Annotated in this window: 20 protein-coding genes; 15 read left to right on the top strand and 5 right to left on the bottom strand. The window is 52.9% G+C overall.

The genetic code is table 11. The features are described 5' to 3' along the window. The first annotated feature begins 183 nt into the window (after positions 1-183). The 7 genes from NNO02_RS18140 (at position 184) to agp (ending at position 6,586) form a co-directional block, all read left to right on the top strand. On the top strand, positions 184-546 hold the full coding sequence (locus NNO02_RS18140) for a copper resistance protein (RefSeq protein ID WP_271441325.1): 363 nt from the start codon (positions 184-186) through the stop codon (positions 544-546). A 48-nt stretch (positions 547-594) separates the two neighbouring features. After that, positions 595-2,475: a protein-disulfide reductase DsbD family protein gene (locus tag NNO02_RS18135; RefSeq protein ID WP_271455425.1), complete on the top strand. Its 1,881-nt coding sequence runs from the start codon at positions 595-597 to the stop codon at positions 2,473-2,475. Continuing rightward, on the top strand, positions 2,472-3,095 hold the full coding sequence (locus NNO02_RS18130; RefSeq protein WP_271441327.1) for a DsbA family protein: 624 nt from the start codon (positions 2,472-2,474) through the stop codon (positions 3,093-3,095). The genes NNO02_RS18135 and NNO02_RS18130 overlap by 4 nt, the downstream gene beginning before the upstream one ends. Then, positions 3,085-3,591 carry a protein disulfide oxidoreductase gene (locus NNO02_RS18125; protein ID WP_271441328.1) on the top strand — a complete coding sequence of 169 codons (507 nt, stop codon included), beginning with the start codon at positions 3,085-3,087 and terminating at the stop codon, positions 3,589-3,591. Before NNO02_RS18130 ends, NNO02_RS18125 begins: the two co-directional genes overlap by 11 nt. Before the next feature lie 132 nt (positions 3,592-3,723). Further along, a complete protein-coding gene (locus NNO02_RS18120) occupies positions 3,724-4,479 on the top strand; it encodes a sulfite exporter TauE/SafE family protein (RefSeq protein WP_271455426.1) in 756 nt (251 codons plus the stop codon). A gap of 69 nt (positions 4,480-4,548) precedes the next feature. Then, the gene (locus tag NNO02_RS18115; RefSeq protein ID WP_271449346.1) at positions 4,549-5,256 is read left to right on the top strand and encodes an ArsR/SmtB family transcription factor; all 708 of its coding nucleotides are present in this window, start codon (positions 4,549-4,551) and stop codon (positions 5,254-5,256) included. 88 nt (positions 5,257-5,344) lie between these two features. Then, positions 5,345-6,586, top strand: a complete 1,242-nt coding sequence (gene agp / locus NNO02_RS18110) for a bifunctional glucose-1-phosphatase/inositol phosphatase (RefSeq protein WP_271455424.1) — start codon at positions 5,345-5,347, stop codon at positions 6,584-6,586. 40 nt (positions 6,587-6,626) lie between these two features. On the opposite strand, the gene NNO02_RS18105 is transcribed toward agp, so the two are convergent. Together NNO02_RS18105 and wrbA are read right to left on the bottom strand one after the other, a co-directional pair. After that, complete coding sequence (locus tag NNO02_RS18105; RefSeq protein ID WP_271441331.1) at positions 6,627-6,854, bottom strand: YccJ family protein; 228 nt, start codon at positions 6,852-6,854, stop codon at positions 6,627-6,629. 20 nt (positions 6,855-6,874) lie between these two features. Further along, the gene (gene wrbA, locus NNO02_RS18100) at positions 6,875-7,471 is read right to left on the bottom strand and encodes an NAD(P)H:quinone oxidoreductase (protein ID WP_003832057.1); all 597 of its coding nucleotides are present in this window, start codon (positions 7,469-7,471) and stop codon (positions 6,875-6,877) included. A gap of 385 nt (positions 7,472-7,856) precedes the next feature. On the opposite strand from wrbA, the gene NNO02_RS18095 reads away from it, so the two are divergent. The 3 genes from NNO02_RS18095 (at position 7,857) to rutR (ending at position 9,804) form a co-directional block, all read left to right on the top strand. Then, positions 7,857-8,030: a general stress protein gene (locus tag NNO02_RS18095; protein ID WP_003036022.1), complete on the top strand. Its 174-nt coding sequence runs from the start codon at positions 7,857-7,859 to the stop codon at positions 8,028-8,030. 162 nt (positions 8,031-8,192) lie between these two features. Further along, on the top strand, positions 8,193-9,107 hold the full coding sequence (locus NNO02_RS18090; protein WP_271455423.1) for a DMT family transporter: 915 nt from the start codon (positions 8,193-8,195) through the stop codon (positions 9,105-9,107). A 58-nt stretch (positions 9,108-9,165) separates the two neighbouring features. Next, complete coding sequence (rutR, locus tag NNO02_RS18085) at positions 9,166-9,804, top strand: HTH-type transcriptional regulator RutR (protein WP_271455422.1); 639 nt, start codon at positions 9,166-9,168, stop codon at positions 9,802-9,804. On the opposite strand, the gene NNO02_RS18080 is transcribed toward rutR, so the two are convergent. After that, the gene (locus tag NNO02_RS18080) at positions 9,801-10,196 is read right to left on the bottom strand and encodes a lysozyme inhibitor LprI family protein (RefSeq protein ID WP_137382210.1); all 396 of its coding nucleotides are present in this window, start codon (positions 10,194-10,196) and stop codon (positions 9,801-9,803) included. The genes rutR and NNO02_RS18080 overlap by 4 nt on opposite strands. A 59-nt stretch (positions 10,197-10,255) precedes the next feature. After that, complete coding sequence (gene putA, locus NNO02_RS18075; RefSeq protein WP_271455421.1) at positions 10,256-14,218, bottom strand: trifunctional transcriptional regulator/proline dehydrogenase/L-glutamate gamma-semialdehyde dehydrogenase; 3,963 nt, start codon at positions 14,216-14,218, stop codon at positions 10,256-10,258. A 422-nt stretch (positions 14,219-14,640) separates the two neighbouring features. On the opposite strand from putA, the gene putP reads away from it, so the two are divergent. From putP to phoH, 5 genes are all read left to right on the top strand, one after another. After that, positions 14,641-16,149, top strand: coding sequence for a sodium/proline symporter PutP (gene putP / locus NNO02_RS18070; protein WP_271441336.1), 1,509 nt, complete (start codon positions 14,641-14,643; stop codon positions 16,147-16,149). Between the two features lie 221 nt (positions 16,150-16,370). Then, positions 16,371-17,204, top strand: coding sequence for an iron uptake transporter permease EfeU (gene efeU / locus NNO02_RS18065; RefSeq protein ID WP_271441337.1), 834 nt, complete (start codon positions 16,371-16,373; stop codon positions 17,202-17,204). 57 nt (positions 17,205-17,261) lie between these two features. Next, entirely contained in the window at positions 17,262-18,389 is a 1,128-nt protein-coding gene (gene efeO, locus NNO02_RS18060; protein WP_271441338.1) for an iron uptake system protein EfeO, read from the top strand. Between the two features lie 5 nt (positions 18,390-18,394). After that, positions 18,395-19,678, top strand: coding sequence for an iron uptake transporter deferrochelatase/peroxidase subunit (gene efeB, locus NNO02_RS18055; RefSeq protein ID WP_271455420.1), 1,284 nt, complete (start codon positions 18,395-18,397; stop codon positions 19,676-19,678). A 520-nt stretch (positions 19,679-20,198) separates the two neighbouring features. Then, a complete protein-coding gene (gene phoH / locus NNO02_RS18050; protein ID WP_199954506.1) occupies positions 20,199-20,987 on the top strand; it encodes a phosphate starvation-inducible protein PhoH in 789 nt (262 codons plus the stop codon). Between the two features lie 177 nt (positions 20,988-21,164). Here the strand turns inward: phoH and artJ are convergent, their stop codons facing one another. Next, positions 21,165-21,896, bottom strand: a complete 732-nt coding sequence (artJ, locus tag NNO02_RS18045; protein ID WP_271441340.1) for an arginine ABC transporter substrate-binding protein ArtJ — start codon at positions 21,894-21,896, stop codon at positions 21,165-21,167. Positions 21,897-21,988 lie beyond the last annotated feature (92 nt).

Here is a 21,988-nt window from a genome sequence, read left to right as displayed (position 1 = left end):
GTTTTATTAGTGCCATTATTTTGTAATAGTGAAATTGATTAATAACATTAATCATCATTTCTGGGCAGATCGCTGTGGGAGGAATGAGATTTGACCGGCCTCTGCCGACATAACTTTACAGGGTAAAGGTTGCCAAAACCTCGCCAGTGGCTAAGATAACTCGCGTCAATCAGTGAGGGTATAATGGCGAAACGTCAACGGATGGGATGGTGGTTCCTCTGCCTGGCATGTGTTGTGGTGATGGTATGCACCGCGCAACGCATGGCGGGTCTGCACGCCTTGCAGATGAACACCGCGACCACTGCTGTTGTCGCGAGCGCCCAGGCCGATACCGATGAAGCTTCGCCCGTTACGCCGTGTGAACTGAGCGCAAAATCGTTGCTGGCTGCACCGCCAGTATTGTTTGAAGGCGCGATCCTGGTGCTATGTTTGCTCATGTCGCTGTTGGCACCTGTGCGGGCATTTCGCCTACCTTTTTTCCCTCCGCGCGTTATCTCGCCGCCCACACTTAGGGTTCATCTCCGATTTTGTGTCTTCCGTGAATGACAGCGCAGCCGTTGCTGACTGTTAGATAATTATTCACGGAGAAAAAATATGAAGACTGTTTTCAGGCAGGCGCTGCTCTGCCTGTTATTGCTATGGCTGCCTGTATCCTGGGCGGCTGATATCGGCTGGCTGCGTTCACCCGATAACAATCACGCCAGTGTACGGTTACGTGCCGATACAGCCGCAGGCGGTGAAACCCGACTGCTGCTCGATGTTAAACTGGAGGATGGCTGGAAAACCTACTGGCGATCGCCGGGTGAGGGCGGTGTAGCACCGTCCATCGTCTGGAAAGATAAAATGCCTGCTGTTGATTGGTACTGGCCGACACCCGCGCGTTTTGAGGTCGCCAATATCACCACCCAGGGATATCACGATAATGTCACCTTCCCGATGGTCGTACGTGGCACAACGCCAACCACCCTTAACGGTGTGCTGACCCTATCAACCTGCAGCAATGTCTGCCTGTTAACAGATTTTCCCTTTTCCGTGACGCCGAGCGTTCAGGACCCGTCTTTTGCTCATGACTATGCGCAAGCGATGGGGCAGGTACCTCTGGCCAGCGGCCTGACCGATGCGCTTAGTGCCGGGGCGCGAGCCGGAGAACTGGTGGTTGAGGCGCGTCGTACGGGGGGCTGGTCTGCACCAGGCCTGTACCTGGACACCGTTGATGATGCGGATTTTGGTATGCCGCAAATCCGCGTAGAGGGCGAAACACTATGGGCAACGGTTCCGGTTCATGACAGCTGGGGGGAAGGGGCGCCGAATCTTCGGGGTAAGCAACTGACACTGGTTCTGGCTGATAACGGCGTTGCACAGGAAAGTCGTCTTGCCATTGGCGATGCACCAGTGGTGCAGCATGCAGCGATCCCGCTGTGGCAGGTGGTGCTGATGGCGCTGTCAGGCGGGTTGATCCTTAACTTAATGCCCTGCGTGCTTCCGGTGCTGGGCATGAAGCTGGGCTCGATTTTACTGGTTGAGGAGAAAAGCCGTCTTCAGGTTCGCCGCCAATTTCTGGCATCGGTGGCTGGCATCCTGGTCTCTTTTATGGCCCTTGCGCTGCTGATGACGGTGCTGCGCCTGACCAATCAGGCGCTTGGTTGGGGGATCCAGTTCCAGAGTCCGTGGTTTATCGGTTTTATGATGCTGGTGATGCTGACGTTCAGCGCCAGCCTGTTTGGGCTGTTTGAATTCCGCCTTCCTTCAGCAATGACCACCATACTGGCAACTCGCGGCGGTAACGGCTTGTCAGGGCATTTCTGGCAAGGCGCGTTTGCGACGTTGCTTGCCACACCGTGCAGTGCGCCGTTCCTGGGGACGGCAGTGGCGGTGGCGTTGACCGCCTCGCTTCCGACGCTATGGGGGCTGTTCCTTGCGCTCGGGCTGGGGATGAGTTTGCCATGGTTGCTGGTGGCGCTGCGTCCAGGTCTGGCGCTGCGTCTGCCGCGTCCGGGGCGTTGGATGAATATCTTGCGGCGTCTTCTCGGCGTGATGATGCTTGGTTCGGCTATCTGGCTGGCAACATTGCTGCTCCCGCATCTGGGGTTCGCAAGCCAAAGTACAGCCAAAGAGAGTGTGAACTGGCAACCGCTGAGCGAGCAGGCCATCGAAGAGGCACTGGCCCAGCACAAGCGCGTATTTGTAGATGTAACGGCAGACTGGTGTATTACCTGTAAAGTTAATAAATACAATGTACTACAAAAAGAAGATGTCCAGTCGGCACTGCAACAACCCGATGTGGTAGCCCTGCGGGGTGACTGGACACTGCCCTCTGAAGCGATTACCGAATTCCTGAAAAAACGCGGCCAGGTCGCTGTGCCGTTCAACCAAATTTATGGCCCCGGTTTGCCGCAAGGCCAGGCGTTGCCGACGTTGTTAACCCGCGATGCGGTGCTAAATACACTGGCCGGTGCCAAAGGAGTAACCCCATGAAAATGATGATTATCCTGCTGTTAACCCTGTTTTCTGCCGTCAGCGTGGCGAAAGAACCTGCGCCATTTACACCTGAGCAGGAGAAGCAAATTGAAGCGCTGATTCAGGAAGCGCTGTTTAACGATCCCAATAGCCCGCGTATTGGTGCCAGGCAGGCTAAACTGACGCTGATAAATTTCACCGATTACAACTGCCCATATTGCAAGCAGTTGGATCCGATGCTGGAAAAAATTGTACAGAAATATCCTGATGTGGCGGTGGTGATTAAACCGCTGCCGTTTAAAGGGGAAAGTTCGGTTCTGTCGGCGCGAACCGCGCTGACGACCTGGCGTGAGCACCCGCAGCAGTTTCTGGCGTTACATGAGAAACTGATGCAGAAGAAGGGCTACCACACGGCAGTGAGTATTAAACAGGCACAGGAGAAAGCCGCTGCCAGCCCTGTGACGCTGGATGCACAAAGTGAAGAGACGCTGAGCACCAACCTGCAACTGGCACGTCTGGTTGGTGTGCGGGGCACACCTGCAACGATTATTGGCGATGAGCTGATCCCGGGTGCAGTACCGTGGGAAACACTGGAAGAGGTGGTCAAAGAAAAACTGGCGGCCGCAAATGGTCAGTAAACTGCGCCGCTGGCTGCGCGAAGGACTGATCTTACTGGTGTTATTCGCCGGGGCGATGTTGTTGATGGATGCCTGGCGAGCGCCCCAGCTTCCCGCAGCGTTTGACAGCACACCTTTGCAGACGCTGGATGGTGAAAACGTTACGCTGGCCGCGCTCAGCAAAGAGGAGCCAGTGCTGATCTATTTCTGGGCGAGCTGGTGCGGCGTGTGTCGGTTCACGACACCGGAAGTCGCCAGACTGCACTCAGAAGGCGAGAATGTGATAACCATTGCGCTGCGCTCCGGTAATGAGGCGGAGGTAACGCGCTGGCTGGCGCGTAAAGGCGTAGACTTTCCTGTCATCAACGATGCCGACGGGGCCATCTCCCGCAGTTGGGACATCAGCGTCACGCCAACGCTGGTCGTGATGTCGCACGGTCGCGTGGTATCGACAACCAGCGGCTGGACCAGTTACTGGGGAATGAAGTTACGCCTCTGGTGGGCAAAAACTGTCTGATTCTGATGCCGGGGAAACCCGGCATTTTTTCTGCCGCAGCACACCAGGAGGGCATATTTCGTTTCCCGACGAAGCAAACCTGGCGATTGACGTCCAGAATAGGTCATCCTCTTTTTTCCTGGAACGTACATGATGGCAACTTCTTTCGCGCTCGACCCCTCCCTGGTGATAATGATTGCCGCAACCTTTGTGCTGGCAGGGATGGTGAAAGGCGTAACGGGCATGGGCTTGCCCACGGTGGCGATGGGGATACTCGGATCGCTTATTTCTCCGGTCGCGGCGGCGGCGATGCTGCTGTTACCCTCTCTGATTAGCAATCTGTTTCAGTTTGGCGGTGGTGGTAATACCGGCCGATTGCTGCAACGATTGTGGCCTATGCTGCTGGCGGTGGTGATTGCCACTTTGCTTGCCAGTGTCTGGATCACCGGGGGCGACACAACCCGGACCCAGTTTGCGCTTGGCATGGCACTGGTGGCCTATGCCATCTGGACGCTGGCGGGGAAAAAAATTACCGTGGATCCGCAGCGTGAAAAACCCTTTTCCCTTGTCATTGGATTGGTGACCGGTTTATTGACGGGGGGAACAGGGGTATTTGTCATGCCCGCCGTGCCATGGATCCAGTCTTTGGGCTTTGAAAAGGATGAATTGGTGCAGGCGCTTGGCATTTCGTTCACGTTTTCGACGCTGGCGTTAGCACTGGGCTTGTGGTGGCACAATGCGTTACCTGTTCAGTCCCTGAGTTTATCGGCTTTTGCCATTCTTCCTGCGCTACTGGGACAGTGGGTAGGGACTCGTGTGCGACGAGTGATTTCACCTGTGGTGTTTAAACGCTGTTTTCTGTTTTGTCTGGTGGGGTTGGGCGTGGAGATGATGCTGCGCGCCGCGTAAGTCTCGCTGTGACTTTACGCCCGTTTCATGCCATCGTTAATTCAGAGGGTTAACGCCAAAGGAGGTGCTATGGCATCGGTGATACTGCACGAAGAAGAGGGTGAACTGGAGTCGCAAATGGCGCTTACTGCGGCAGTGATGGCGGATAAATCGCGTTCGCGTATGTTGTGTGCGTTGATGGATGGGCGCGCCTGGACCGCTACTGAACTTAGCGCGGTGGCGGACGTGTCAGCCTCGACGGCCAGCGCACATCTGGCGCGTCTGTGCGAACAACGATTTGTTGTGGCGTTAGCCCAGGGACGACACCGTTATTTTCGCCTGGCAAGTGCGGAGATAGCCGGCCTCCTGGAACGCCTGATGGGTGTGGCATGGTCTGCATCAACGTCGCGAAAAATCACCACCCCAATACACCTGCGGCATGCGCGAACCTGCTATGACCACCTTGCCGGCGAAGTGGCCGTGAGGCTTTTTGATACTCTGGTTGCCCGGCAATGGTTAACAGCGGATGGCGAAACGCTGACCGCTCTGGGGCAGGAAAAACTGGCAGAAATGGGGATTGTCCTTTGTGCCGGTGTGACCCGACGAAAGATAAGCTGCGGCTGTCTGGACTGGAGTGAGCGACGTTATCATCCGGGCGGCGTGCTCGGTGCCACGTTGCTGAGCTGGTTTAGCGAACAGAAGTGGATTAAAACGCAGACAGGTAGCCGGCACGTCACCTTTACCCCACTAGGAGTGCGCAAACTTCAGACGGAATTTGGCATCCAAACGACACGGTAGATCCCTCATTTTTGCGAAAGCGTTCCCGGAAAAATGTCATATATCTGTCACACTCTGTGGTGATTGATAACAACAAGAGGTCGTAGGGATGAACAAATCGTTAATCGCCGCCGCCGTGGCGGGGGCTGTATTGCTGTCAACGGCTGCACAGGCACAGACGGCACCGGAAGGTTATCAGCTTCAGCAAGTATTGATGATGAGCCGGCATAACTTACGTGCACCTTTAGCCAATAATGGCAGCGTTCTCGAGCAGTCTACCCCCAAACAGTGGCCGGAGTGGGATGTCCCGGGCGGACAACTCACCACGAAGGGCGGCGTGCTGGAAATTTATATGGGCCATTACATGCGTGAATGGCTGGCAGAACAGGGCATGGTGAAATCCGGTGAATGTCCGGCACCGGGCACGGTTTACACCTATGCTAACAGCCTGCAGCGGACAGTAGCGACGGCGCAGTTTTTTGTCACGGGGGCTTTCCCGGGGTGTGACGTTCCGGTCCATCATCAGGAAAAAATGGGTACCATGGACCCCACTTTTAACCCGGTGATCACTGATGATTCTGCAACATTCAGTCAGCAGGCTGTTCAGGCGATGGAGAAAGAGCGCAGCCAGATGCAGCTCGACGAAAGTTACCAACTGCTTGAGCAAATCACAAACTACAAAGACTCGCCGTCCTGCAAAGAAAAACAGCAGTGTTCCCTGACTGATGCGAAAGACACATTCAGTGCGAAGTACCAGCAAGAGCCTGGTGTTTCCGGGCCACTGAAGGTGGGGAATTCGCTGGTTGATGCCTTCACCTTGCAATATTACGAGGGCTTCCCGATGGACAAGGTCGCCTGGGGGGAGATCAAATCTGATCAACAGTGGAAGATACTGTCGAAGCTGAAAAATGGTTATCAGGACAGCCTGTTCACCTCTGCGGAAGTGGCGAAAAATGTCGCCAAACCATTGGTCAAATATATCGACAATGCGTTGGTGACTGAACGGGCGAAAGCGCCAAAAATTACGGTGCTGGTGGGACATGACTCGAACATTGCTTCATTGCTTACGGCACTGGATTTTAAACCGTACCAGCTCCATGACCAGAACGAACGCACGCCGATTGGCGGTAAAATTGTCTTCCAGCGCTGGCATGACAGCAACACTGATCGCGATCTGATGAAAATTGAGTATGTGTATCAGAGTGCGCAGCAGTTGCGTAATGCAGACGTTCTGACGCTCAAATCCCCGGCGCAGCGCGTAACGCTGGAACTGAAAGGCTGTCCGATTGATGCCAATGGCTTTTGCCCTGTTGATAAATTCGATAGCGTACTGAATGAGGCTGCGAAGTAAGCAAAGAAAACTCCCCCGTGCAAACGGGGGAGTCAGAATGCTAAACGTTTTTGCGTTCGATAGTCTGTTCACCCCAAAAGAGTGAATCTTTGTCAGTTTTCTCAAAGGCTTTGATCAGTACCTCATCGCTACCTTCTTCCCAAATTTTTTCCGCCATTTTCTCGTCATAGTGGGCGACTTCAAAAATGGCTTCGGCTATTTCTGGCGATGTGTTGCGCAGACTTGCCCATTCGCCGACGCGATGGGCTTTCGCTTCTTGAGTTGGCATTCGAATCCTCCTGTTGAAGATTAGCCGTTGAGTTTTACTGCCAGACCTGCGACATATTCACCCTGATAGCGGGCGATAGATAACTCTTCCTGACTTGGCTGTCGGGAGCCGTCACCCCCGGCAATGGTAGTTGCGCCGTACGGCGTACCGCCACGAACTTGTGAGACATCAAACAGTTCTTGCGCCGCATAACCGATGGGAACAATCACCATCCCGTGGTGGGCAAGCGTTGTCCAGGTTGATGTAATGGTTTGTTCCTGACCGCCGCCAGTTCCTGTTGAGCTGAATACGCTGGCGAGTTTGCCGTAAAGGCCGCCAGATGCCCACAGTCCGCCGGTCTGATCCAGGAAGGTACGCATCTGACCCGACATGTTGCCAAAGCGCGTGGGAGTACCAAAAATGATGGCGTCGTAATCAGCCAGTTCCTGCGGGGTTGCGACTGGTGCGTTTTGTGTTTTACCGCCTGCTTTCAGGAAGATTTCAGGCTGCATTGTCTCTGGCACACGCTTAATAATGACTTCCGCGCCATCTACCTTATTTGCGCCTTCTGCGACTGCATGGGCCATGGTTTCAATGTGTCCGTACATGGAATAATAAAGCACCAGAACTTTTGCCATTTTACACTACTCCTCGAGTTAACCGTGTCCGTAGCGATTCGCTACCTCCCTTTAAAGATATGACGTACGGCCAGGAGTGCAAATTTCACAATCACTTCTTTGATTTATAACAATTTTTATAACAACTGTTTTTGTTGCAAAATGATACATTTTTAACCTGACGTAATTTGGTAGCCATAAGAAAGACTTATTGATTTCATTTCGCGATTATTAACATCTTGCGGCCATTCCTGTTGCAGAATATTACAGTTCGCCGGTTATCCGGTTACTCTTCACTATGCTTAATCCCACGCAGTAAAAATCAGGGCACGGCCCATGCGCTGCGTGAGGCATCACTCCTCAGTACCTATGCAATATGATGGCTAATCAATGACGGAGGTCAGTAATGGCAAACCATCGGGGCGGTTCCGGCAACTTTGCGGAAGACCGTGAAAGAGCATCAGAAGCAGGTCGAAAAGGTGGCCAGCACAGCGGGGGCAACTTCAAGAATGACCCGCAACGCGCTTCAGAAGCAGGCAAAAAAGGGGGCAAGAATAGCCACGGCAATAACAAATCGTAATTGTCGGGCTGTCTGTTAGAGATATCGTGACGGCTGAGTGTTCAGAGACAGACGTTACGTCGCCACCGCCGCCGGGTTGTTCCGGCGGTTTTTTTTGTCTGCAAGGTTGAACTGTAACAAAACGCAACGCAGACTAATGACATTCAGCTAATCGGGTGTCTCATGTCATTACTTTCTCGTTATTCCTTCTCTGTTAAACCCCAGGAGGCGATCCTCATTGTGATCACCATGTTCTGGGGCGGAACGTTTTTGGCTGTGCAATATGCTGTCACTCTGAGCGGTCCCTTTTTCTTTGTCGGCGTGCGCTTTGCGACAGCGGCACTGGCGGTGGCGTTGCTGTCATTGCCTACATTGCGTGGGCTGACATGGTTGGAAGTCAAAGCCGGAGTGGCGATTGGCGTAGCGATTGCGCTGGGCTATAGCCTGCAAACCTGGGGATTACAGTCTATTCCCAGCAGTAAGTCGGCATTTATTACTGCGATGTATGTACCACTGGTACCGCTGTTGCAGTGGTTGTGTCTGGGACGAATGCCAGGAGTGATGCCGTGCGTCGGTATTGTGTTGGCCTTTATCGGACTGATATTTCTTGCCGGACCAGATGGCAATTTACTGGCGCTTGGTGAAGGGGAGTGGATCACGCTGGTGGGGGCGGTGGCGATAGCGGCAGAAATTATCCTGATCAGCGCATGGGCTGGAAAAGTGGATGTCCGTCGGGTTACGGTGGTGCAACTGGCAACCGCTTCTGTAGTGGCGTTTATTGCGATGGGGCCCGCAGGTGAGTCGGTTCCTCCCATGTCGACAGGCTTGCTGGTCGTGGCATTAGGATTGGGTATTTTTAGCGCGATTATCCAGGTTACCATGAACTGGGCGCAGCGCAGCGTGTCGCCGACACGCGCAACGGTAATCTATACCGGTGAACCTGTATGGGCGGGGATTTTTGGTCGACTCGCAGGAGAACGCCTTCCGCTGCTAGCTCTGTTGGGGGCGGCATTCATTATCATTGGCGTACTGGTCAGCGAACTGAAGTTTAAAAAGAAGAAAGCCGTCCAGCAGGAGGCTCCCCCCGAGTCGCTTTAATTTAACTTTTCAGAGTGCGATTTGTTATGCTGACGCCCTCAGAACAAGGAGAGGGTGCATGGCTCAAGGCGCAGAGAAAAAAACAGGTAAACGCTCGCAGGCCGTGAGCGCGAAACGCCAGGCTATCTTAACCGCGGCATTAAATATCTTTTCCCAGTATGGGATTCATGGCACGCGTCTGGAGCAGGTTGCGGAACTGGCGGGGGTGTCTAAAACGAATCTGCTTTATTACTACCCTTCTAAAGAGGTGCTCTACATTGCCGTATTACGCCAGATCCTTGATATCTGGCTGGCACCGCTGAAGGCCTTTCGCGAGGACTTTGCACCGCTGGTGGCGATTAAAGAGTACATCCGGCTCAAACTGGAAGTGTCCCGCGATTATCCTCAGGCATCGCGACTGTTTTGTATGGAAATGTTGGCAGGCGCACCTTTGTTGATGACGGAATTAACGGGCGATCTCAAAACGTTAATTGACGAGAAATCCGCATTGATTGCCGGATGGGTCAGGAGTGGAAAACTGGCGCCGGTTGACCCGCATCATCTGATTTTTATGATTTGGGCTTCAACGCAACATTACGCTGACTTTGCCCCACAGGTAGAGGCAGTGACGGGCGCAACGCTGCGTGATGAAGCCTTTTTTAACCAAACGGTGGAGAGCGTACAGCGAATGATTATTGAAGGGATCCGTGTGCGCTAATTGGCGGGGGGTAACGGGCAACTTAAGTCGCCCTCTTCACATTGCAAGAGGGAGGCGAGAAATGCTTCACGCTCGTTGGTTTTGTCCGTTAAACACTGGCTGGTGATCATCGACTGTATGCTGCCACCTTCTGTGCCTGAACTGATCAATGCGCAGTCTGCATCGCGCAGGGTAATCCATGCGACCTGTGCTTTTTTCAGTAAATCACGTTGGGTGGGGGCGGCGCGCTTCAGTGCATTCTGATAAGTCTCATTTAGCTTTGTGTCGGCCGTCTTATACTGCTCAGCGGCGCAGGTATTCATTTCAATCTGGTTGTTTGCGTTTGCGCAGTCATCCGCCAGTGCGTGACTGCTTAGCAGCAGTGCTGCACAGGTCAGTACAATTCGTTTCATGCTTCCCTCTGGCTTAATAAAAAAAGGCCCCGTAACCGGAGCCTTAATTAACCATAACCTTAGCCGATTGTCATCAGGCTGGCGTTCCCACCCGCCGCGGCGGTATTCACGCTCAACGAACGTTCAATATACAGCCTCTCCAGCAGGATATTGCTCTCGCCGCGGGCAAATCCTTGTACCGAAACAATCGCACCTTCCCGTGTTGCTACCGATTCGCACAGTGCGCGTAGCTGGTCAGAATCACCGTGGAAGATAACGGCATCGAACGGCTGCGCGGTGAGGGTGTCTGCTTTGGCAAACTGAATGCGCCCGCAGAGGGCGGCAGGCAGACGTTTTGCCAGTTCGCGATGGAAAGCATCATCTTGCCACAGGATAAGACTGCCAACCGAGGCCACGGCAGCAACCTGCACCAGCGCATCCTGCTCGTTATCGGCCATACACAGCACGCGTTCACGCGGCAACAGCGCCCAGGTATTGCGCTCGCCGGTTGGTCCTGGCAGCAAACGCTGGGTTCCTGCTTGTGCCAGTTCGGCAAACTGCAGGCAGAGCGCATGCAGCGACGGACGATCGATTGCCCATGCGGTGAGTGCTTCCAGCGGTTGAATCAGCGCTGATTTAAGCTGTGCATCGACAGGGTAGTCTGCATCCTGGCGGGCCAGCGTAACGGCCAGTGCATTTTCCGGACGGTTTGCCAGCAAGCGGTACAGATACAGTGGGCCACCGGCTTTGGGTCCGGTTCCTGACAATCCTTCGCCACCAAATGGCTGCACGCCGACTACAGCACCTACCATATTACGGTTAACGTACAAGTTACCAACGTGCGCGGACCCGGTGACCTGCGCGATGGTTTCATCAATACGAGTATGTACGCCAAGCGTCAGGCCGTAACCGGAGGCATTGATTTGCTCAATCAAATTGTCGAGGTTATTACGGGTGTAACGCACGACGTGCAGCACCGGGCCGAATACCTCTTTTTGTAGCTCATCAAAGCTTTCCAGCTCAATCAACGTCGGTGCAATAAAGGTCCCGGTTTGCCATTCACGCGCATCATCGCTGTTCTCACGTACGGCCTGGAATACCGGACGTCCTTTGGCACGCATGGCCTGAATATGACGTTCAATATTGGCTTTGGCTTCTTCATCAATAACTGGCCCAATATCGGTAGTCAGACGGCCTGGGTTACCCATACGACACTCTGCCATCGCGCCGCGCAGCATTTTCAGCGTGTGGTCGGCAATATCATCCTGTAGGCACAGGACGCGCAGTGCCGAGCAACGCTGTCCGGCGCTGTCAAACGCAGAGGCCAGCACGTCCACCACAACCTGTTCCGTTAACGCAGATGAGTCGACGATCATGGCGTTCATCCCGCCCGTTTCAGCGATGAGCGGAATTGGACGACCCTGAGCATCCAGACGAGTAGCAATATTTCGCTGCAACAGCGTGGCGACTTCCGTTGAACCGGTGAACATGACTCCGCGTACACGTTCATCGGAGGTGAGTTGCGCCCCGACGGTTTCCCCTTGGCCTGGCAACAGTTGTACCACGCCTGGCGGTACACCGGCTTCCAGCAAAATAGCGATGCCCTGAGCGGCAATCAGTGGGGTTTGCTCTGCAGGTTTTGCCAGCACGCTGTTTCCTGCTGCCAGCGCAGCCGCAATTTGTCCGCTGAAAATGGCCAGTGGGAAGTTCCATGGGCTGATACAGACCACTGGACCGAGCGGGCGATGCGTTTCGTTGTCGAAATCATCACGAACCTGGCCGGCATAGTAGTGCAGGAAGTCAACGGCTTCGCGTACTTCCGCAATGGCATTGCTGAAGGTTTTCCCCGCTTCACGCACCAGAATGCCAATCAGTTGCTGCATCTGGCCCTCCATCAAAATAGCGGCGCGATGCAGAATGGCGGCACGTTCTTGTGGCGGTGTAGCAAACCAGATAGGGGCATTATTGACGGCGTTCTGTAGCGCCTGCTCCACTTCAGCGTGAGTCGCTTCTCGCACGTAGCCCACAATGTCTTTCGGCTCAGCCGGGTTGACGACCGGCGTCATTTCACCGTCTGCAACCGGATGTTCGAGCATCGGTTTGGCGTGCCATTTTTGCAGCGCGCTGTTGAGCAGGGCAGAAGACAGCGAAGCCAGGCGGTGTTCATTTGCTAAATCCAGCCCTGCGGAGTTTTCGCGGCCTTTTCCATATAGGGAACGTGGGAGTGCAATCTTTGGATGCGGCAGCCCAGCCTGACCTTCCTGCTGCGCCAGTTTCTCGACCGCTTCAACTGGATCGGCGACCAGTTCATCCAGCGGCAGGGTGGTATCCGCAATACGGTTGACGAACGAGGTGTTGGCGCCATTTTCCAGCAGGCGACGAACCAGGTAAGCCAGCAGCGTTTCATGTGTGCCAACGGGGGCATAAATACGGCATGGGCGGTTGAGTTTACCGTCTGCGACTTTGCCGGTGACCTGTTCGTACAACGGTTCACCCATGCCGTGCAGGCACTGGAACTCATACTGGCCCGGATAGTAGTTTTGGCCTGCTAACTGATAAATTGCCGCCAGCGTATGCGCGTTGTGGGTAGCGAACTGCGGGTAGATCAGGTTTGGAACGGCGAGCAATTTCTTCGCGCAAGCCAGATAGGAAACGTCGGTGTACACCTTACGGGTGTAGACCGGATAACCTTCCAGACCGTCCATCTGGGCACGTTTGATTTCACTATCCCAGTACGCACCTTTAACCAGACGGATCATCAGGCGACGGCGGCTACGGGTTGCCAGGTCGATCAGGTAGTCGATGACGTACGGGCAGCGCTTCTGGTAGGCCTGAATAACAAAACCGATCCCGTTCCAGCCTGCCAGTTCGGGCTCAAAGCACAATTTTTCCAGCAGATCGAGGGAGATCTCCAGTCGGTCGGCTTCTTCGGCATCAATATTAATGCCGATGTCATATTGACGTGCCAGCAGGGTCAGCGACTTCAGGCGCGGATAAAGCTCATCCATCACGCGGTCATACTGCGCACGGCTGTAACGTGGGTGCAGTGCAGACAGTTTGATGGAGATCCCCGGGCCTTCATAAATACCGCGCCCGTTTGAGGCTTTACCAATGGCATGGATCGCCTGCTGGTAGGAGACCATATAGGCCTGGGCATCGGCGGCGGTCAGCGCAGCTTCACCCAGCATGTCATAGGAGTAACGGAAGCCTTTCTCTTCCAGTTTACGTGCATTAGCCAGTGCTTCTGCAATGGTTTCTCCGGTGACGAATTGCTCACCCATCAAGCGCATCGCCATGTCGACGCCTTTACGCACCAGCGGTTCACCGCTCTTACCGATGATGCGGTTCAGCGAGCGTGAGAGGCTGGCTTCGTTATGGGTGGAAACCAGACGACCGGTAAACAACAATCCCCACGTTGCAGCGTTAACGAACAGAGACGGGCTGCGTCCGATGTGTGATTGCCAGTTACCGTTGCTGATTTTGTCGCGGATCAGCGCATCGCGGGTGGCTTTGTCGGGAATACGCAGCAGTGCTTCAGCCAGACACATCAGCGCGACGCCTTCCTGTGAGGAAAGGGAGAATTCCTGCAACAGTCCCTGGACCATGCCGGCACGCCCGCTGGCCGTCTTTTGGTTGCGCAGTTTATCTGCCAACTGATAGGCCAGTTTATGGGCCTGCTCTGCGATAGGTTGCGGGAGACGAGCCTGCTCCATCAACATGGGTACTGCATCGGTTTCAGCACGGCGATATGCCGCGGTAATGGCCGCACGGGAAACAGACTGTGGCAGGATTTGCTCAGCAAATTCAAGGAAAGGCTGGTGCGCTTCATTTTGTTGCGCAGTGGATTCCTCGCTCTCATTTGCTGCACCCGCCAGCAGGGCAGGCAGCTCCGGAAGCGCATCGTCATTTTCCAGTCTTTCGAGATAATTAAAGATGGCCTGCTTGATAAGCCAGTGCGGTGTGCGATCGATTCGTGATGCTGCTGTTTTAATCCGCTCGCGCGTGGCGTCGTCCAGTTTAACCCCCATCGTGGTGGTTCCCATGCCATTTACTCCTGTTGTACTGAAATACGGGGCTGATAGTTACCGAGAAATATCCACTATGTTGCAACTTTGTGCAACCGTGTTAAATGTGACTTGGTTTGCAAGCTTGAAAATGAATGAAATGTTAATAAAGATGATGTTTATAACAAGGGGTGTAAAAAACGCAGAATCTTTTTCTCTGCGGTAGTTAACACTTTTTAAAGGTGCAACCAGAAAAAATGTGAGAGAGTGCAACCTACAGAAAAATGCTATCTACTCTGGATCAAAATTGATGTAAATGGTGTGTTAAATCGATTGTGAATGGCTATGGCTTCCGGCAGGATACGGTCGCCCTGGTCAATATAGATATCTTTGCCACGTTCCGGCAGGGTAATAAAACGGCAAGCCACGGCATTGCCGATACATAATTTTGGAGAGTTTTGATGGCTATTAGCACACCGATGTTAGTCACATTCTGTGTCTATATTTTTGGCATGATATTGATAGGGTTTATTGCATGGCGTTCGACCAAAAACTTTGATGATTATATTCTGGGTGGACGCAGTCTGGGTCCGTTCGTAACGGCGTTATCCGCAGGGGCATCCGACATGAGCGGCTGGCTGCTGATGGGGCTGCCAGGTGCGATTTTCCTGTCGGGGATTTCAGAAAGTTGGATCGCTATCGGTCTGGTATTAGGGGCGTGGGTCAACTGGAAACTGGTGGCCGGGCGTTTACGTGTACACACCGAATATAATAACAATGCGCTGACGTTGCCGGATTACTTTACCGGCCGTTTTGAAGATAAAAGCCGCGTGCTGCGTATTATTTCCGCACTGGTTATTCTGCTGTTTTTCACCATCTATTGTGCTTCAGGTATTGTAGCAGGGGCGCGTTTATTCGAAAGCACCTTTGGTATGAGCTACGAAACCGCGCTGTGGGCGGGAGCGGCCGCGACGATCATTTATACCTTTATTGGTGGCTTCCTGGCGGTGAGTTGGACCGATACCGTACAGGCCAGCCTGATGATCTTCGCACTGATCCTGACACCGGTGATGGTGATTATTGGTGTCGGCGGATTTGAAGACTCGCTGGAAGTGATTAAGCAAAAGAGCATTGAAAACGTCGATATGTTCAAAGGGCTTAACTTTGTTGCCATCATTTCACTGATGGGATGGGGGCTGGGTTATTTCGGTCAACCGCATATCCTGGCGCGCTTTATGGCTGCCGATTCCCACCATAGTATTGTCCATGCACGTCGCATCAGTATGACCTGGATGATTCTGTGTCTGGCTGGCGCTGTTGCCGTTGGTTTCTTCGGTATTGCTTACTTCAATAACAACCCGTCGGTAGCGGGTGCCGTGAACCAGAACGCCGAGCGCGTGTTTATTGAACTGGCGCAGATCCTGTTCAATCCATGGATTGCCGGTATTCTGTTATCTGCGATCCTCGCAGCGGTGATGTCGACGCTGAGTTGCCAACTGCTGGTATGCTCCAGTGCGATTACCGAAGATTTGTACAAAGCGTTCCTGCGTAAAAATGCCAGCCAGAAAGAGCTGGTATGGATTGGGCGTATCATGGTGCTGGTCGTGGCGCTGGTGTCCATCGCGCTGGCGGCAAACCCAGAGAACCGCGTGCTCGGCCTGGTGAGCTACGCCTGGGCTGGCTTTGGTGCTGCCTTTGGTCCGGTTGTTCTGTTCTCCGTAATGTGGTCGCGTATGACCCGTAACGGCGCGCTGGCTGGGATGGTCATTGGTGCTGTGACGGTTATCGTCTGGAAGCAGTTTGCCTGGTTGGGTCTGTATGAAATCATCCCGGGCTTCGTGTTTGGCAGCATCGGGATTGTAGTCTTCAGTCTGTGGGGTAAAGCGCCATCAGCAGCAATGCAGAAACGTTTTGCCGAGGCTGATGCTCATTATCATTCAGCACCGCCGTCGCGTTTGCAGGAAGAATAATCGCTGTATTGTTTTTAAAGCCCGCCGCGAGCGGGCTTTTTTATGTCTCCCTCACTTCGATCCAGCGTGCAATAACTGTTACCCACCTAACTGTTTACATTAAGTCATCATTCTCAAAACATTCTGCTTGAGTTTTTCTTTGCTGTAATGATAATCACTATCACTGTAATTTACTTTTCTTTGCATCACTTGACTGAGAATAACGTTAAAGGGTACTTCGCATGTTTGTTCCATTTCTAATTATGTTGCGCGAAGGGTTAGAGGCCGCGCTGATTGTCAGCCTGATTGCCAGCTACCTGAAACGGACTCAGCGTGGTCGCTGGATTGGCGTGATGTGGATTGGTGTGTTGCTGGCGGCGGCGCTGTGCCTTTCGCTGGGAATTTTCATCAATGAAACCACGGGCGAATTCCCGCAAAAAGAGCAGGAGCTATTTGAAGGTATCGTGGCACTTATTGCTGTGGTGATCCTGACCTGGATGGTCTTCTGGATGCGTAAAGTATCGCGCAACGTCAAAGTTCAACTGGAACAGGCTGTCGATAACGCGTTACAGAAAGGCAATCATCATGGCTGGGCGCTGGTGATGATGGTCTTTTTTGCCGTCGCTCGTGAAGGGCTGGAGTCAGTCTTCTTTCTGCTGGCGGCATTTCAGCAGGATGTGGGTATTTGGCCACCGCTAGGTGCGATGCTGGGACTGGCTACCGCGGTGGTGCTGGGTTACCTGATTTATCTCGGTGGGATTCGCCTCAATCTCGGGGCTTTCTTTAAGTGGACCAGTCTGTTCATTTTGTTGGTTGCCGCAGGTCTTGCTGCGGGAGCCATTCGTGCATTCCACGAAGCTGGGTTATGGAATCATTTCCAGGACGTAGCGTTTGATATGAGCAGCGTTTTGTCAACACATTCGCTGTTTGGCACATTGATGGAAGGCATCTTCGGCTATCAGGAAGCGCCAAGTGTTAGTGAAGTTGCTGTCTGGTTTATCTATCTGATTCCGGCATTGATTATGTTTGCTCTACCACCTCGTTCAGGCACTACGGCATCACGTACCGCACCCTGATAAAACGTGATGCAAGAATATCATTTAGTTACAACATACTTTTTATAGGGATGGGTCATGACGATTAATTTCCGCCGTAGTGCGCTGCAGTTGGGTATTGCCGCGCTGTTTGCTTCTGCTTTTACCGCTCACGCTGCTGATATCCCGCAGGTAAAAGTCACGGTAAATGACAAACAGTGTGAACCGATGACAATCACGGTGAATGCCGGGAAGACTCAATTCATCATTCAAAACCACAGTCAAAAAGCGCTGGAGTGGGAGATCCTCAAAGGCGTGATGGTGGTCGAAGAGCGTGAAAACATTGCGCCCGGTTTTAGCCAGAAAATGACGGCTAACCTGCAGCCGGGTGAATATGATATGACCTGCGGTCTGCTGACCAACCCGAAAGGCAAGCTGATCGTGAAGGGGACGGCAACGGCAGATGCCGCGCACAGCGATGCTCTGCTGAGCCTGAGTGGCGCAATTACTGAATACAAAGCCTATGTAACGGCGGAAACAGCGCAACTGGTGTCAGGCACGAAAGCCTTTACGGATGCCATTAAAGCGGGCGATCTGGAGAAAGCCAAATCCCTGTATGCGCCAACGCGTCAGCATTATGAACGTATTGAGCCGATTGCCGAATTGTTCTCTGACCTCGATGGTAGCATTGATGCGCGTGAAGATGATTATGAGCAAAAAGCCGCCGATCCTAAATTCACCGGCTTCCACCGCCTGGAGAAAGCGCTGTTTGGCGACAATACCACTAAAGGTATGGACAAGTACGCCGACCAATTAAACAGCGATGTTCTTGACCTGCAAACGCGTATTAGCGAACTTGCTTTCCCACCGTCTAAAGTGGTTGGCGGGGCAGCAGGGCTGATTGAAGAAGTCGCAGCCAGCAAAATCAGTGGAGAAGAAGATCGTTACAGCCACACCGATTTGTGGGACTTCCAGGCTAACGTTGATGGCGCGCAGAAAATCGTCGATCTCCTGCGTCCTCAGTTACAAAAATCCAATGCTGATCTGTTGGCGAAGGTGGATGCGAACTTCAAAAAAGTCGATTCCATTCTGAGCAAGTACCGTACCAAAGACGGCTTTGAAACCTATGACAAACTGACCGATGCCGATCGTAATGCGCTGAAAGGGCCAATCACGACGCTGGCGGAAGACTTGTCGCAATTACGCGGTGTTTTGGGTCTGGATTAAGCACTATGCAGCACGATAATGAAAACGGCGTGAGCGAACCGTCACGCCGACGTTTACTGAAAGGGATGGGGGCGCTGGGTGGGGCACTGGCGCTGGCTGGCGGATGCCCGGTCGCTCACGCGCAAAAAACGCAAAGTGCGCCGGGAACACTGTCACCTGATGCACGCAGTGAGAAACAACCGTTTTATGGCCAGCACCAGGCCGGTATCCTGACGCCGCAGCAAGCCTCAATGATGCTGGTGGCGTTTGATGTGCTCGCCAGCGATAAAGCTGACCTTGAGCGTCTGTTTCGTTTACTGACCCGCCGGTTTGCATTTTTGACAACCGGAGGGCCGGCACCAGAAACGCCGAATCCACGTTTACCGCCAATGGATTCCGGTATTCTTGGGGCATACATAGCGCCGGATAATCTGACGATGACGCTGTCGGTTGGATCTTCACTGTTTGATGATCGCTATGGTCTGAAAGCACAGATGCCGAAAAAACTGCAAAAAATGACGCGTTTTCCGAATGATTCACTGGATGCGGCGTTATGCCATGGCGACTTGCTGTTGCAGATTTGCGCCAATACGCAGGACACCGTTATCCATGCGCTGCGCGATATCATTAAGCACACGCCGGATCTGCTCAGCGTACGCTGGAAACGTGAAGGGTTTATCTCTGATCATGCCGCACGCAGTAAAGGTAAAGAGACTCCCGTCAATTTGCTGGGATTTAAGGATGGAACCGCGAATCCCGACGCTGCCGATACAACGCTGATGCAAAACGTGGTGTGGGTCACTGCGGAGCAGGGGGAACCGGCATGGGCACAAGATGGTAGCTATCAGGCCGTCAGGCTCATCCAGTTCCGCGTGGAATTCTGGGACCGTACGCCGCTTAAAGAGCAGCAAACGATTTTCGGCCGCGATAAACATACCGGCGCACCGCTGGGTATGCAGCACGAGCATGATGTTCCGGATTATGCCAACGATCCCGAAGGTGAGGTGATTGCACTCGACAGCCATATTCGTCTGGCGAACCCGCGCACGAAAGAAACAGAGACCAGCCTGATGATGCGTCGTGGGTACAGCTATTCGCTTGGCGTGACCAATTCCGGGCAATTGGATATGGGATTGTTGTTCGTTTGCTATCAGCACGACCTGGAAAAAGGGTTTTTGACGGTTCAGAAACGCCTGAACGGTGAAGCGCTTGAGGAGTATGTCAAACCTATTGGTGGGGGCTACTTCTTTGCTTTACCTGGTGTCAAAACCGCTGACCACTATCTGGGGCAAGCCCTGCTCGAAGCATGATGATTGTGCCCCGCAGTGCTGCGGGGCATTTCCTGACACACTGATGAATGAAAAAATTATTTTTCATGATCGGCGGCGGCTGAAATAATTCTGTCATCTCTCTGCAAGAGACTGTTGCTGGCGATAAGATGAAATTAAGTTAACAACAAGTAAAAATATTGTTGCATTAACGAAAGGTTATGATGTAATTATAAGTAATAGCGGTAGTTCCCGGCGGTGATAGTCATTCACTATGGAGATCGCGAATGGAAAAGTCCTGTACTGGACACGTTTTTCAAAGTTATTGCAGTCCCTTACGCGGACGTTTCTCTTCCGGTAGCCATCTCGTCACCGTTAAATCTTTCTCCCTTTCACTTCTTATCCTTGTAACTGACACCCTGTACGGTGCGCGTAGCCGTGTATGGCGTCTTATCCGAAGGCAGGCAATGGCTTACAAGGAAGCCAACCCTCAGATGTTCGTGCGCATAATCGTGCCGCCAACGGCGCGTGTGATGTATACCTACAACTCAAGGTGCTATCCATGGGAAGACAAAAAGCAGTGATCAAAGCTCGTCGCGAAGCAAAACGTGTGCTGAGGCGGGATTCGCGTAGCCATAAACAGCGCGAAGATGAATCGGTCACCTCGCTTGTGCAGATGGGCGGCGTAGAAGCGATTGGTATGGCGCGTGATAGCCGCGACGCCACACCGATCACGGCGCGAAATGAAGCTCAGGCGCACTACCTGAATGCTATCGAGAGTAAGCAGCTGATATTCGCCACGGGCGAAGCCGGGTGTGGTAAAACCTGGATCAGCGCGGCGAAAGCAGCAGAAGCCCTGATCCACAAAGATGTGGACAGGATCATTGTAACCCGCCCAGTTCTGCAAGCTGATGAAGACCTCGGCTTCTTACCTGGGGATGTCTCTGAGAAGTTCGCTCCCTATTTTCGTCCGGTTTATGACGTGCTGGTAAAACGTCTGGGAGCCTCCTTTATGCAATATTGCCTGCGACCTGAGATTGGTAAGGTAGAAATCGCGCCGTTCGCGTATATGCGGGGACGTACATTTGAAAATGCCGTTGTTATTCTGGACGAGGCTCAGAATGTGACCGCTGCGCAAATGAAGATGTTTCTGACTCGCCTCGGAGAGAATGTGACGGTGATTGTGAATGGGGACATTACCCAGTGCGATCTCCCCGCTCATGTTCGTTCAGGGCTAAGCGATGCGCTGGCCCGTTTCGAAGAAGATGACATGGTTGGGATCGTTCGATTCAACAAAGATGATTGCGTTCGCTCGGCACTGTGTCAGCGGACGCTCAATGCTTACAACTGATCTGTTTTGCGTCTTCAAGGCCCGGGAAACCGGGCTTTGTTTTTTGTCCCCCTGTAAGCACAACTGACTGATGGCGTGGCCGACATTGCAGGTGAGGTCCGGTGTTCACGTTGTATCCCGCATGGATAAATAGCAATAAAAAAGCCGCAGGTCGCGGCTTTTTAAACAAGACAGAGATTACTGTGGGAACCACTGGTCACTGATTTTCTGGTACGTGCCGTCAGCTTTGATGGCGGCCAGCGCATTGTTCAATTTTTCCAGCAGTGCTTTATTATCCGGGCGAACAGCAATACCAAGACCCGTACCAAAGTATTGCGGATCGGTGACTTTTGCCGTCGCAGTACCTAACTGTGGATTGGTTTTCAGCCACTCATTGACGACGGCAGTGTCGCCAAATACGCCATCAATACGGCCATTTTTCAGGTCGATGATTGCATTCTGATAGCTGTCGTAGGCCACGGTTTTTACTTCAGGATGTTTGTCCTGCAGGTATTTCTGGTGCGTGGTACCGTTTTCCATCCCGATACGTTTGCCTTTCAGATCATCAAAGCTCTTGTAGGTGTCTTTCTTCGCAATCACCAGCGCTGAGTTGGCATAGTACGGCTGGGTGAAGGAAACCTGCTTGCTACGTTCAGGCGTGATGTCCATACCGGAAATCACCGCATCATATTTTTTGAATTTCAGTGCGGGGATAAGGCTGTCGAAAGCATGATTAGTAAAAGTACATTCAGCCTGCATTTGTTTGCACAATGCTGTTGCCAGATCGATATCAAAACCGACAATTTTATTGCTGGCGTCCAGTGATTCGAATGGTGGGTAGGTTGCTGATACACCGAAACTAATCTTATCAGCAGCTGCGGCGCCAGCGGCGAAAGTAGCAAGTAATGCGGCCAGTACTAACTTTTTCATGGTGGAACTCCCGTCTGTCAATCTTATGATTATTTACCGTGTCTGCGGCGTGGATTCACAATGCCACTTAATGAATTTGTATGCAATAAAAA

Origin of the sequence: Citrobacter sp. Awk 2 (genome assembly GCF_028069815.1) — a bacterium.
In the GTDB taxonomy this organism is placed as follows: domain Bacteria; phylum Pseudomonadota; class Gammaproteobacteria; order Enterobacterales; family Enterobacteriaceae; genus Citrobacter.
This window is presented reverse-complemented; position numbering and strand designations above follow the sequence as displayed.